Raw genomic sequence first — 12,941 nt, 5'->3', positions numbered from 1 at the left:
TTTTGTTTAATTATAGTAAAAAATGATTAAATAACTATTACGTGTCATTCAATCCAATAAGCAAAGCTGGTTTCGATGTATCAATCAGGGGTATGAGAAAAAAGAATAGATGGCAGGGTTTCGCGTCACTCGAGATAACACCGGTTATGTTTTTGATGTTTGTATATAGAAAAGTTTAAAGTAGCGATAGTGTATGATTTATAACCTAGGAGATGATATCGCTACAACTTAATAATAACATTTTAATATTAATTTATTATTAATAGGGAAATGCAAGAAACACAACCCTCTACCGAAAAAAGCAGTGACAATCTATTATGAGTTCACCAACTCTTTTCAGGATTGTGTGGCATATTTAATCGTTCTGTCACTTTAGCACTGTCAAAGAAAAAAACACAAATCCCATCAATATCAGCACACTGATGATCCTCTTGAACGATATGTTTCATATAAAAGCTAACACGAATTCTATATTCACTTTTAGAGCTTATATAACTTAAATTAGGAATCTCATTATCGGCGCTAACCGTAAGAGTCATTTTTTTATGCAAAATATTATCTAATACGGACACATAACCTAAAGCATTTAAAAAACAGCCAACAACTATATTTCCCGACTCCAATAGAGCAGACTCTTCAAGGCTTCCTAATTGAATAGTTGACCCAAGGTTTCTATGCAAAAGCACATCACAGATTTTTAAAGCAGAAGTTCTTGGTAAAATATATGAACCAAAACCCTCTAAAGTACCAAGCAATGGGGTAGTCATAATGACAGCACCTCCCAAGTTGGGATTAATCTGGGCAACTTCTTCTTTGATGCTCTCCTTAATGCTACTTTGGACCTCACATACTTGCACACTGACGTCAGTGCCTGCCAGCGTCATCTGCTGGTTTAATAATTTTGAAAATGCAAAGGTTGCTTCTGATGCCGCAAAGCTCATTAATTCATTGAATCGTTTCTCTATCTTCATAATGACTCATCCTGCATGTTTTGATTTTAAACATAGAAAAAGTTCATCGATATCTACAATTAAAATCGTCTCTCCTGATCCTAATAATGCCGTGCCAGAGAATAATTTACTACCGCGAAGGCTTGGATTGATAGGTTGGGTAATAATTTCTTCAGTGGTAAGCAACGTATCTACAATTAAACCTAATAGTTCTTCTTCTTTTCTTAAGACAACAATGGATTGCCGTTCTTCTATCACTACTTTTTCTCTAAAGAGAACGGATAAACGCAACAGAGGAACGTTTATTTGCTCATATACAAAAGCTTCTTGATGCAAGAGGCTTGCTGTTTCCTGACGCGATATATTGATTAAACGCTCGATACTGTTTAAGGGGAGCGCGTAAATCTGCTTGCCTTGACGCACTAATAAAACAAGAATAACAGTTAAGGTTAGTGGGATTTTTATCGTAAATTGAGTTCCTTTTCCCTTTTCAGTGGCGACAGCAATCGTCCCATTAATGGATTCAATTGTCTGTTTGACTATAGACAAGCCTAGCCCTCTTCCTGAAATATCCGTCACTTTTTCAGTAGTAGAAATCCCAGAAAAGATAGCATTTGTAACTTCTAGTTTTGCTGCGCTTGTTGGTAATAAATTACGGCGTATCGCAATATTTTTGATGGACTCCAGATCAAGTCCAGCACCATCATCATTCACTTCAATAACTACAAACTCTTTTTGATGTTTTGCACTTAATGTAATACTTCCCTCCGCAGCTTTCTTTTTCGCCTTTCTCATATCAGAGGATTCTAAGCCATGATCAATCGCATTTTTGATTAAGTGCGCAAGAGACTCACTTATCGCATCGATTAGTGAGCGATCAACCTCGATGTCTCTACCTTCTGTATGCAATGTCACTTGTTTTTTTTGCTGTTTCGCAAGATCTCTGACCATGCGTGAAAAACGATCGAAAACAAATCCTACAGGCACGAGTCGAATTTGCATGACATGATACTGTAACTCATTGAGGGTTTGATTCAGAATACCCACAGTTGCAGTTAATTCTGAGGATTGAATCGTTTCGCTTAAACTTTCTAACCTCATTTTGTTAATGAGTAATTCTTTCGTCAGGTTGAGTAACTTATCGAGACGGTCAACTTTTACCTCGATGCTTGTCACTGCTTCCAGAGTACCCAACGATTTGAGCGTTGAGAGATCAGCCATTTGTTTCTCATCATGCGATAATACCAATTTAATTTGTTGAATCAGTGTCTCTGTAGCAGGCTCAGGCTTTCCTTCTGAGATTTCTTTTAAGCTTTCTTTTAAAAAATCAAAGCAATTAAATAAAAGATTAATACACTTATTGAGTGGAATTTTTTGAGTGCGAATCGCATCTAATAAATCTTCAATAGCATGATTTAAATTGGCTATTTTTTGAAACCCCATTGTTGCAGAAATACTTTTGAACGTATGAGCAAAACGAAAAATATCTTGGAGGTTTTTCTTATTGTCTGGAGCTTTTTCCCAATCAATAAGTGTCAAATTCATATTTTTGATATGATTATTTGCCTCACTAAGAAAATCCTCTATGTATTTGTTCATATCATCATTCATGAACGCCACCTATGGTGAGTTATAAATATTTTTTTAGTTCACTTGTAATTTCTTCAACCTCAAATGGTTTTTGGATGTATCCTTTCGCACCAAGGGATTTACATTGCTCCTTAATCGATGCATGACCAACAGAGGTAATCATTAAGACGTTGATGAGTGGATATTGATCATGAATCTGCTCTAAAAGTTTTACTCCTTCTATTTCACTTGCATTCATGATCACATCTAACAGCACGAGATGGGGTGACTTAGTTTTAAGCTGAAGTAAAGCAGCTGTTTCACCATCAGCTTCTATGATATCAAGCTCTGCGAAATGTCTATTTAAAATATCTTTTAAAATTGTCCGCATGAAACTGGAATCATCTACAATCATCACGGTCTTACCCATCATACTCTCCTCAGCTGGGATCTGCTGCACCCACTCTCTTAATTCTTTCGAAATTTCTGGAGCGATCTCACCATCTCGGCATCCCAAGGAGTGCTTTCTTAATTTGAGCACCATTGGGGATGACGTATTGTCGTGAACGCTTACAACCATACTTTTAAGTACGTTCTACAGCTGATAACTTTGTCAGTTCCTCTTGGGCTAAGATGCTCGCTAAATCTAATAAAATGATTAAGCGATTTTCATCAATAACTACCCCATTCACATATTTTTCATGAATATTTATAAGGCTCGAAGGATTTTGATTAATATCCGCACCGCTTACGCGTAACACTTCTACGACCTCATCAACCATTAACCCAAAAATTCCACTTTTTTGTTTGGTGATGATAATGTGCTTTGGATTATCATTATCGGTCGTGGGAAGAAAAAAAAGAGTCTTAATATCAATAATAGCAACAACATCACCTCGCACGTTGATTAATCCGCGCATAAAATAAGGCGAGTCAGGAATAGGTGTAATAGGGACTACCTTGATAATTTCTTGAGCGTCATGGATGGGGATACAAAATTCTTCATTGCCCGTCCGAAATACGATAAGTTGTATCAATTGTTGTTCTTTTATTTTAAGCGATAATGAAGATCTATTCGGCATTATTCACTCCTGAGCACATGTGTTTCAGAAGCCATATAGGCCACTTTAAATCGTTTCAATGCAGTTCTTAACTCATCAGACAGAACTGATAAATTCGAAGCAGACACCGTCATTTGTTGCATACTGGCCGTTTGTTGCTGAATTGATGAGGACATTTGTTCAGCACCAACTGCTGCTTGCTCTGATGTTGCCGAGATTTCTTCTGTTGTTTTTGCAACGGCTAAGGCCGCCTTCGCTTGCTCTGATGTTGCAGTAGAAATTTCTTGTGCCTTGATGGTAATTTCCTGGGTTCCAGAACTAATTTGTCCAAGAACACTGAGCGCTTCATTGACAATATCGATTGATTCAGTGACTTTCTGTGTACCTGTGGTCATACCTTCAACCACCTGAGTAGTCGACTCCAAAATGGTATTAACCATGCCCTCAATTTGCACCGCTGCTTTTTTGGTACCTTCAGCAAGCTTGCGAATTTCGTCAGCCACTACAGCAAACCCACGCCCTGCCTCACCAGCTCGTGCCGCTTCAATCGCCGCATTTAAAGCCAGAAGGTTAGTTTGGTCGGCGATGTCTTTAGTCGTACCAACGATTACCCCAATTTCTTTAGCTCGTTTATCCAGATCTTTTACAGTGTCAGTATTCGACTTCACAATATCATCAATAGATTTGAGCCTTGTTGCCGCTTGTTTTCCTGCATCAGTACCCCTGCTTGCCAATTTTGCTGCCTCTTGAGTTACTTCCGCTGCTGTGCGTGAATTTGTGGCCCCTTGTTGAATCGATTTAGAGAGTTCCGTAACGATTCGTGTACTTGACTCCAATTTTTTCGCCTGTTCTTTCGCACCAACAGCGATTTGTTGCGTCGTGCTTGCAGCTTGCTGCAACGTATTGCTCACTTGCTTGGAAATATCTGCGAGCTGTACTGATGCGCCAGAAACTTTGGTCGAACTATCCATCGCAAAACGAATTAACGCGCCTAAATCATCAAAAGACTTATTCAATGCATCAGATAACGTTCTAATATCACCCTGAGTTTCAATACTGACGCGTTGCGACACATCCCCCATAGAAAGCGCAACTGCCAAACGAATGACCTCTTGTACTGGTGTAGCAATTGAATTAAGGAGATTATTTAATTTATCAACAATATCTTTCCAACTACCGCCAACCCCCTCAACATTAGCACGCTCATTTAATCTACCTTCTTTACCCGCTACTTGCGCCACACGCGATACCTCACTGGCTAAGCGATTGAGGTCATCAACCATTTTATTGATGGTTTCTTTTAGAAGTGATACTTCGCCTTTGGCTTCAACGGTAATTTTTTGCGTCAAATCCCCTGCGCTAATTGCGACCGCAACTTTTGAAATATTACGCACTTGATCAGTAAGGTTAGACGCCATCGCATTCACGTTTGCGGTTAATTCTTTCCAAGTGCCGCCTACTCCTGGCACTGAGGCCTGGCCACCTAATTTTCCTTCAGTACCTACTTCTTTCGCAACTCGCGTTACCTCAGCGGCAAAAAGGTTTAAGTTATCAACCATCTTGTTCAGTGTTTCTTTAAGCTGCAGAATTTCTCCACTGACTTCAACCGTAATTTTCTGATTCAGATCACCATCAGCCACCGCAGTTGCAACCTGTGCAATATTACGCACCTGACTGGTTAAATTTGCTGCCATCGCATTCACATTATCGGTTAATTCTTTCCATGTACCAGTCACACCAGGCACTTGCGCCTGGCCACCTAGTTTTCCTTCAGTACCTACTTCTTTTGCTACCCGCGTTACCTCACCTGAAAATGATCTTAAATTATCCACCATATCATTAATGGTGTTTTTTAATTCCAATACTTCGCCTTTTACTTCAACAGTAATTTTTTGATTTAGATTACCGCTCGCTACAGCTGTTGTGACTTGCGCGATATTGCGCACCTGGTTGGTTAAATTTGCTGCCATCGCATTCACGTTGTCGGTTAATTCTTTCCACGTACCGGTCACACCGGGCACTTGTGCTTGCCCACCAAGCTTTCCTTCCGTACCCACTTCCTTGGCCACCCGCGTTACTTCTGAAGCAAAAATCGTTAAGCTATCGACCATCTTGTTGATTGTTTCTTTCAGTTGCAACACTTCCCCTAATACTTCTACAGTAATCTTTTGATTCAAATCCCCTTTTGCAACCGCGGTCGCAACTTGAGCAATATTACGTACTTGGCTGGTTAAATTTGCCGCCATCGCATTCACGTTGTCGGTTAATTCTTTCCACGTACCAGTCACACCAGGCACTTGTGCTTGCCCACCAAGCTTTCCTTCCGTACCCACTTCTTTGGCGACCCGTGTTACTTCTGAAGCAAAGATGGTCAAACTATCCACCATCTTATTCAGGGTTTCTTTCAGTTGCAGCATTTCACCTTGGACTTCAACCGTTATCTTTTGATTCAGATCACCTTTAGCAACTGCAGTCGCAACCTGTGCAATATTACGCACTTGGTTGGTTAAATTTGCCGCCATCGCATTCACATTATCCGTTAACTCCTTCCATGTGCCGGTGACGCCAGGAACCTGCGCCTGCCCACCTAATTTCCCTTCGGTACCTACTTCTTTTGCAACCCGTGTTACCTCACCAGAAAACGATCTTAAATTATCAACCATCTTGTTAATGGTATTTTTCAACTCCAGTACTTCGCCTTTTACTTCAACAGTAATTTTTTGATTGAGATCACCACTGGCAACAGCAGTGGTGACTTGTGCAATATTGCGCACCTGGCTGGTTAAATTTGCCGCCATCGCATTCACATTGTCGGTTAATTCTTTCCACGTCCCTGTAACACCGGGAACTTGTGCTTGACGCCCAATTTACCTTCGGTACCTACCTCACGAGCGACACGAGTAACTTCTGAAGTAAAGCTACTTAATCCTTCCATCATGCTATTATAGGAATCCGCTATTTCTCCAAAAATATCATAGTGATCTTTTTTTAAGCGCTTGGATAAGTCACCTCGCCGTACCGACTCAATCGCTTCGAGAATATCGCGCAATCTATCTTCCATTGAGACATGACTTTTGGGGAGATCAAACGATCCGCCATTGTTCCCAACATCCTTTTTTTCTTTTTGTCGAGGCATTCTTAAATTCCATTTACGAGGCAATATAATAACTATAATAGTAAAGGGTTGATATTTTTACAAAAACATACTGCTCATTTTATGAGCATCCATTTATGCCTAGAAATAGCACTGTAGTGGTTTGAGGAGTGACTTTGATTTTGTCGGATCAAGCCCGACCTACGATTGTTACGTAGGCTTAAATACCATCCAACCTGTCTCATAACGCCAATAGACAGCAGGAATTTACAGGATTATTTTTTAATTGTTTGGCAATATAATGCAATTTAATTTGCACGCTCTCCCGTTCGTTCGAGGCAAATGAACGAGCGAAATCTCATTTATGGACGAGCATCGTGATCGAATATTATTGCCGGTAGAAATCGCGATATCCAAAATTAACGTAGGTGGATTACTCGCGTTCACAGCCATCATCAGAGATATAGAGGATCGCGTGCGTCTGATGAATCCTCTTAAAAAAAGAGGCAATAACAGACCAATTGGCCCAATCGTAGAGAATTTCTTAGCATAATCGAGAATGCGCTGCAAACAGAAAAGCTCCCTTAATTGATGTCACAAGAGTTTTTCTAACCGCTTAAATTGTTCTAGTGCTTCTTCAAGAGTTAAATCTTGGCCCCTCAAAACATCCTCTGCTTTGAATATACACACATTGCTTGGGATCGAAAATTGAGAAGAAAAATACATCTGATCAAGAAATACTCCAAAAACACACTGTTCATAGCCTAAAACACGAAAATAATTAATGGGCTGATGGTTTTCATTACGTATCACATAATTTTTAAATTCGGGGTTATAACACCCATAAGTCATATAGTAATGTATACCTTGCCTTTCAAGATCTTGAAGAATTTGCACTAAATTGTGGTGCATTTTTTCAGGCGCATAAAGTTCCAAATACATCCCTATTTTTTCGGAAATAGAACGCTCGTTCTCAGGGTAAGGTGGATTCATTCCCACAAAATCGCCCGGTTTTGCATCAGCAATTGTCGCTATAAAATCACCGGTTTTGAATGTAACCCGATTGGTATTAAGTAACTTAGAGGCCCTGTCAACTTCACTGATAAACTGCGCTAAAGATAAGTTCGCCTTCTCCAAAAAGCGGTCGGCTTTTTTTCCCTCAAATAGTTCACCTTCACGATAGATAAGATTAAGGTCCTGATCATAAAAAAGGATTCCACCCCATGAATGATTAATGATGAAGGGCAGTAGCAATGCTTTTTCTTCGTCAACAGTTAGCTGATTGTAATGCGCCAATACCCCAAGGAAAAACGCTTTCTTTGATGGCGCGGCATCAAAGTCATTTATCAATTTGGTATAGGATTCCTTGATAATCCCTGGCTTATTTTTAATGAGTTGCAGTGTCTGCATTAGCACTTTATTACTGTCATTGATGATGTACTCTTCAGCAAAGCCAATCTCCATTGCCGCCATACTCCAAGAAGCAGAGCCTGCGAAGGGTTCAATTGCTTTCTTGTATTTTTGACCCTGATTATTTGCTAATAATACTGAGAAGTGCTCATTCAACCAGCTATTATCTGGACGCATATGTCCTGTCAGATCTGGGAGAGTGAGGTATCTATTTCCGAGGTAGTGGAGTACTCCCCCATGATTTTGAGCGAGATGAATAGTGTATGGATGCATAATAACCTCAACGTAGGTCGAGCTTTGGCTCGACATTCCAAAGCTAGTTGAATTGCCTTGAAGCCCGAGCTAAATCATCAGGAAGCTCATACTGTACAGGCTCTGATTTTACAAACTTATTATGGAGAAAACTTAAATTTGTCCTTACAAATTCATAAGCATTAGATGCCGCGCTTTTTATGCTATTCTCAATACCAGAGCGTCTTGTTAATTGTTTAGGAATATCAACAAGTATTGTATTGAAAGCCGAGATAACATCGAACTGCTTATTTTGTCTCAATATATGCACAAGAGTATCTTGAACGCGATCAAGAAGCAAAATGCTCAAAGCTCCGGAAAACATCGATGATGAAAAACCATTGTTAACGAAATCTAAAATTATTGACATGGTATTAGTTAACACAAAAAATCCTGCTACATATCGTGTTATCTGAGCATATACTGCATTATTCAATGCAATTTTATAACGGCCATCATCAAGCTCAGATATGAGCTTATGAGCACGCATAAGAAATATTAAGTCATGCTCTTCTAATTGAGCATCATTCATTAATTCATTAACTATTCTACGATATCTTCTAAAATCATTGCCACTGAGGTCATTAAAAATGTCCCAAACGGATCGCAATGGCAAAGGATGCCTAAAAAAACCCGCTTTATAATCACTGATAAACTGATGATTGGGTGGCAAAATCCTAGTTGCAGGTATTTGGATATTAGTAAAAGCCAATGGAGCCCGCTGACTTGTTGCAGCACGGTTGTTTGTTTTATTTTTGAAATTCTTTAATTGCCAATTAAATTTATTTGCTTTATCAATTGCAGCAAGAGCAGCATTATCTTCAATCAGTGTATTAGCATCATCGTCTTTGAGCAGTTTGCTCGCGACATCTTGAGAATCGGCGGTTTTATGATTGCCTAAGAGTTCTGATAAGGGGAGCACATAATAATCAGCTTGTCGTCTTGTAAATGGACACGCCGTGAGCTTCTCTAAAGTTTCTTTATCGCTGATATAGTAATACTTATTGTTATCCTTTGATAGCGGAACCTTGACTAAAAAAGCATTTTCTTTAGTAAGCAGTTCAAGTGTTACTGGGCATTTATTTGTATAGGCCATAGGTTTATTTCTTTTTTATTTACAATGAATAACTTGCTATGAATTATACGAACTCCATTAAAATGATCAATATGGGAAATGTCGGTGTATTCACAGCTTAAACTTACTTCAAAGCGATATAACTCATAATTATCGCCACTGACTCATCAATTAAATTCTTTGATGTATCAATCACAATTTGCTTACTTTTCCAAGGCTCATAGTCTCGCTCTAAAACAGCTTGCCATGTAGGCAACTTATGAGCTTCTATATCGGCAATGCGCCCTTCTACCCGACGTCGATGTTCTTTTTCATCGGAACAAATAAGCTCAACCTCAATTAGATCTGATTCAGTTTGTTTTGCTACCTGTTGCCAATCTTGACGTGTAATAGCAATCGGATTAACCGAGTCAGCCACTACATGTAAACCCAAAGCCAAATTCTCGCGAGCAAGCGCATAACTGATTAAGTACCCCTCAGAACCAACGATTAATGAACCAGGATAACTATCTAAGTTGACTAAAGCCTGCTCAATGGTATCCACTCGCAGATAAACCGCCTTCAAACGCGTGGCTATAATTTTAGAAATCGTCGTTTTTCCTGTTCCAGGTAACCCACCAAAAACAATCAACATCGCCAGTTTGCCTTTTATAATGAAGAATAAAATGAAAAGAAATTATAACTAATGATTGAACTAGTTTGGAGTAACATTGATTTTGTCGGGCCAAGGCCCGACCTACGCATTAAAGTGTGCAGATTATAGGAGTCTTTATCTGCCTATGAGGATAAAAATTGCAGCGACCAAAGCAACTACTGCAGTGATGGTACTGGGAATAGCAATTCCAGGAGCCAAGACAGTAAGAGCTACTATAATCAGGTACACAGCAAGCAGAATAAAACCTATATTTTTAGTGAATCGCATCGTTTAATCCCTTATTAATTAGGTCCTGAAATAAACATTTAGAATGAGTTTCTGATTACTCAGTATTAACTCTAGGTTTAATATACAATAGCATCAATGGAAAAACCATTTTAGTTAGCAGAGCAAACAGGCTACACGTCAATATAAAGAGTTGAGTAAGCATGGATGAAATGAAACATCGATTTTCGGTGCTGAAGCCCAGCTCTCCCTATTAGAATCAAACCATACGCTGCCTTCTCCGCTCGCCCTCTCTGTTTGTAACTCTCGTTTTGTTAATAATACCGTAATAAATTATTAGTATAATAAATGCACCAAGTGCTCTTTTTTTTGGGTGTTTTTTTATGCCTGGTAATTATGGCTTAGCTGAAATTGATACATTTGCTGACGCTACGGCGGCATGGCAATCTTTTTTTGGCCGTTTTTTCTCATCAGAAATTCCCACCGGTGTTGACGTAAGTTTTAATCCGGATTTGCGTCAATTTAATCCTAGAAAAAATAAAAATGCTAAATACAAACATCCTGGATTCAGAGACAACGAGACCAATCAACTCCCTGTAGATGAGGAAAGAACGCTACATTCTGATGATTTTGATGACTTTTTAAATGGTAATACAATTACTATTCCTGAGCATATCACTCTTACAGCAGAAGGCTTAGAGCACGTTGCGCAAGCAATTCAACGTGGCGATTTCGAGGATGAATCTTTAAAAAAAGAGGAGCATACTTTTTACGCGTTGTGGCTCTTTAAACAAAACAGAATTACACGCCAACAAATGACCACGATACTCGCTAGAGATCAAATTCCAAAAGAATATCCTCTGGAAAAAACGTTTCGAATTCTAGATGAAGATGGGCACTTTACCCAAGAAGCTCGTGAATTATGGCTTCCAGCTGTTGTGAGAGGTACATATGGGGAGCAATTTAATAAGGAGCATCTATTTCGATTATACTTACTTATTGCAACTGCCCCCGAATCAGAGCAGGTTTTCTTTATTTCAAAAAGTAATCCCAAAATTATTTCTTCACCAGATGCCCCTTCAAAGACACCCCAATTAGGAGATTCTCTGCGGAGAAATAGGTCTTGGCATAGAGCAACATATAATGGAGCAGAGTATGATCTTCACCTACCTTTCGGCGTTATTGAAGCGCTGCAAATTGCACGATATGGAGTCAATGGAGCAGCTGCTAATCGAGCAAAAATAGGAAAGGTAGAAATTGATGCAGTCAAAGAGGGGGTTGAATCTTACTATAGACCGACTGCAATTAGTATGCGTGGTAGTGGCGTTGAAACAACTACAAAAAACATCCATGGTTATGCTGATACGCCGATGCCTGTAGTAACAGAACATGATGTGTACCATGCAAAAGTACATAATACGATTATGCCCGAATTTAATATGATGTTGAATCATATGAATGAGGTTATTTTTAAACATACGAAACAAAAATGGTCAAAAACTATGTGGGAATTAGTAGACCGTGAGTTTCTTAGTTTTACATACCGTAAAATAGATTTGAACGAGAAAAATGGAGCCAAACTGTTCCAAGAAATGCTTCATCGTAAGGATAGAGATCAAGCGAATTTATTTAGGAACAACGAGCCCCCGCAGTTAAGCGATGATGGATTTGCCATAGTTTGGAATATGGTGAATCACCGTGATGTTTGGAAAAAACTTTATAAAATTGATATTAAGCGTTTGGACTATCCATATGACATCCTAATTAAACAAATGGAGGCTTTTAAAAAAGCACTTGAGAGTATTTATAAGGGCGAAAAAGCAGCCAGTCATCATAAACACACCGAAATACTTACACTTAAGTATCGTTTTTTTGGTATAACCTCTAGTACTGAGTTTAAAAAAATTTGCAAACTACTTGATACACTTGGAGATAAGTTAATCCCCGCGAAAGATCAAAAAATCACTGACCAAGATCAAAAATTGGTATTTGGAAAATATAAAAAAGGGGCGGATAAAAATTTAACCACCCTTAAATTCAAAAATTTTGGAAAAGAAGTATTAATTGATGAAAGTTCAGTAAAAGAATTAATTCCTACGTTAGTTAACATGCAACTTAGTTCTATGTTTGGTGAAAGGAATACTGAAAAGGTAAAGGCCGCATTGAAAAAAGTTTCCAATGAATTCAAAAGCACTTATGAGAATAGTGCGTTCTCAAAAACTGCACTGGAGGCATCTATGAGTAATTTCTCCTCAATGACTGAAAAGCTCGATTTTCTTGAGGCATGTTATGAAGAAATAATTCACTCCAAAGGATATACCCGACGACACTCCTCTGCAGATAATAAATTTGCTTTCTTTAAAAACCCATTAACCACATCTCAACGAGAACATATCATTTTATTAAAAGAGAAACTTAATGAGTTAGTTACTGAATACCAAACAACAAATCGTTTAAGTAAGGAAGAAAAACAAGAACTGCAATGGTATATGGAAAATCGTGGTTCCAATCTGGCTCTTTGTAATACCGATCGATTTTATTTACATTATGATTCTACGGTTCCCTCTGCCAATATGATGTGAAGATCTAAGTCCTTATGTTTATAAAGAAG

The 12,941-nt window shown here is 38.7% G+C and carries 12 protein-coding genes; 2 read left to right on the top strand and 10 right to left on the bottom strand.

The annotated features are described in order from the left end of the window. Positions 1–323: 323 nt before the first annotated feature. Genes BGO44_RS04755 through BGO44_RS04730 form a run of 6 tightly spaced genes read right to left on the bottom strand, consistent with a single transcriptional unit; the run spans position 324 to position 6,716 of the window. The gene (locus BGO44_RS04755; RefSeq protein ID WP_058511995.1) at positions 324–971 is read right to left on the bottom strand and encodes a hypothetical protein; all 648 of its coding nucleotides are present in this window, start codon (positions 969–971) and stop codon (positions 324–326) included. A gap of 6 nt (positions 972–977) precedes the next feature. Further along, the gene (locus tag BGO44_RS04750) at positions 978–2,561 is read right to left on the bottom strand and encodes a chemotaxis protein CheA (RefSeq protein ID WP_273198913.1); all 1,584 of its coding nucleotides are present in this window, start codon (positions 2,559–2,561) and stop codon (positions 978–980) included. A 19-nt stretch (positions 2,562–2,580) separates the two neighbouring features. After that, on the bottom strand, positions 2,581–3,063 hold the full coding sequence (locus BGO44_RS04745) for a response regulator (protein WP_286822686.1): 483 nt from the start codon (positions 3,061–3,063) through the stop codon (positions 2,581–2,583). A 40-nt stretch (positions 3,064–3,103) separates the two neighbouring features. Beyond that, on the bottom strand, positions 3,104–3,601 hold the full coding sequence (locus BGO44_RS04740; RefSeq protein ID WP_273198917.1) for a chemotaxis protein CheW: 498 nt from the start codon (positions 3,599–3,601) through the stop codon (positions 3,104–3,106). Further along, positions 3,601–6,378, bottom strand: a complete 2,778-nt coding sequence (locus BGO44_RS04735; protein WP_273198919.1) for a HAMP domain-containing protein — start codon at positions 6,376–6,378, stop codon at positions 3,601–3,603. Before BGO44_RS04735 ends, BGO44_RS04740 begins: the two co-directional genes overlap by 1 nt. 17 nt (positions 6,379–6,395) lie before the next feature. Next, on the bottom strand, positions 6,396–6,716 hold the full coding sequence (locus BGO44_RS04730) for a methyl-accepting chemotaxis protein (protein WP_273198921.1): 321 nt from the start codon (positions 6,714–6,716) through the stop codon (positions 6,396–6,398). Between the two features lie 322 nt (positions 6,717–7,038). Here BGO44_RS04730 and BGO44_RS04725 point away from each other — a divergent pair, with 322 nt between their 5' ends. After that, complete coding sequence (locus BGO44_RS04725; protein ID WP_273198922.1) at positions 7,039–7,227, top strand: hypothetical protein; 189 nt, start codon at positions 7,039–7,041, stop codon at positions 7,225–7,227. Positions 7,228–7,268: 41 nt separating this feature from the next. On the opposite strand, the gene BGO44_RS04720 is transcribed toward BGO44_RS04725, so the two are convergent. The 4 genes from BGO44_RS04720 to BGO44_RS04705 form a co-directional block, all read right to left on the bottom strand. Further along, positions 7,269–8,357 (bottom strand): DNA adenine methylase, encoded by a 1,089-nt coding sequence (locus tag BGO44_RS04720; protein WP_273198924.1) that lies wholly within the window; start codon positions 8,355–8,357, stop codon positions 7,269–7,271. 43 nt (positions 8,358–8,400) lie between these two features. Next, the gene (locus tag BGO44_RS04715) at positions 8,401–9,471 is read right to left on the bottom strand and encodes a hypothetical protein (RefSeq protein ID WP_273198926.1); all 1,071 of its coding nucleotides are present in this window, start codon (positions 9,469–9,471) and stop codon (positions 8,401–8,403) included. A 103-nt stretch (positions 9,472–9,574) separates the two neighbouring features. Beyond that, positions 9,575–10,084 (bottom strand): P-loop nucleotide/nucleoside kinase family protein, encoded by a 510-nt coding sequence (locus BGO44_RS04710; protein ID WP_273198928.1) that lies wholly within the window; start codon positions 10,082–10,084, stop codon positions 9,575–9,577. A gap of 135 nt (positions 10,085–10,219) precedes the next feature. Then, positions 10,220–10,372: a hypothetical protein gene (locus BGO44_RS04705; protein WP_273198931.1), complete on the bottom strand. Its 153-nt coding sequence runs from the start codon at positions 10,370–10,372 to the stop codon at positions 10,220–10,222. A 341-nt stretch (positions 10,373–10,713) separates the two neighbouring features. Between BGO44_RS04705 and BGO44_RS04700 the strand changes: the two genes are divergently transcribed. Then, a complete protein-coding gene (locus BGO44_RS04700) occupies positions 10,714–12,912 on the top strand; it encodes a hypothetical protein (protein ID WP_273198933.1) in 2,199 nt (732 codons plus the stop codon). The last annotated feature ends 29 nt before the right edge of the window (positions 12,913–12,941 follow it).

It is taken from the genome of Legionella sp. 39-23 (assembly GCF_001897665.1).
GTDB classification, from domain to species: Bacteria; Pseudomonadota; Gammaproteobacteria; order Legionellales; family Legionellaceae; genus Legionella; species Legionella steelei.
Note: the sequence above shows the minus strand (reverse complement) of the source record. Positions and strands in the feature narration are given on the sequence as shown.

What these genes read in the sequence shown, in the direction of transcription:
- BGO44_RS04735 (WP_273198919.1), bottom strand. Translation starts at nt 6,378, where the DNA reads ATGGCGGCAAATTTAACCAGCCAGGTGCGCAATATTGCACAAGTCACC.
- BGO44_RS04730 (WP_273198921.1), bottom strand. Translation starts at nt 6,716, where the DNA reads ATGCCTCGACAAAAAGAAAAAAAGGATGTTGGGAACAATGGCGGATCG.
- BGO44_RS04745 (WP_286822686.1), bottom strand. Translation starts at nt 3,063, where the DNA reads ATGGTGCTCAAATTAAGAAAGCACTCCTTGGGATGCCGAGATGGTGAG.
- BGO44_RS04755 (WP_058511995.1), bottom strand. Translation starts at nt 971, where the DNA reads ATGAAGATAGAGAAACGATTCAATGAATTAATGAGCTTTGCGGCATCA.
- BGO44_RS04725 (WP_273198922.1), top strand. Translation starts at nt 7,039, where the DNA reads ATGGACGAGCATCGTGATCGAATATTATTGCCGGTAGAAATCGCGATA.
- BGO44_RS04710 (WP_273198928.1), bottom strand. Translation starts at nt 10,084, where the DNA reads ATGTTGATTGTTTTTGGTGGGTTACCTGGAACAGGAAAAACGACGATT.
- BGO44_RS04700 (WP_273198933.1), top strand. Translation starts at nt 10,714, where the DNA reads ATGCCTGGTAATTATGGCTTAGCTGAAATTGATACATTTGCTGACGCT.
- BGO44_RS04750 (WP_273198913.1), bottom strand. Translation starts at nt 2,561, where the DNA reads ATGAATGATGATATGAACAAATACATAGAGGATTTTCTTAGTGAGGCA.
- BGO44_RS04705 (WP_273198931.1), bottom strand. Translation starts at nt 10,372, where the DNA reads ATGCGATTCACTAAAAATATAGGTTTTATTCTGCTTGCTGTGTACCTG.
- BGO44_RS04715 (WP_273198926.1), bottom strand. Translation starts at nt 9,471, where the DNA reads ATGGCCTATACAAATAAATGCCCAGTAACACTTGAACTGCTTACTAAA.
- BGO44_RS04740 (WP_273198917.1), bottom strand. Translation starts at nt 3,601, where the DNA reads ATGCCGAATAGATCTTCATTATCGCTTAAAATAAAAGAACAACAATTG.
- BGO44_RS04720 (WP_273198924.1), bottom strand. Translation starts at nt 8,357, where the DNA reads ATGCATCCATACACTATTCATCTCGCTCAAAATCATGGGGGAGTACTC.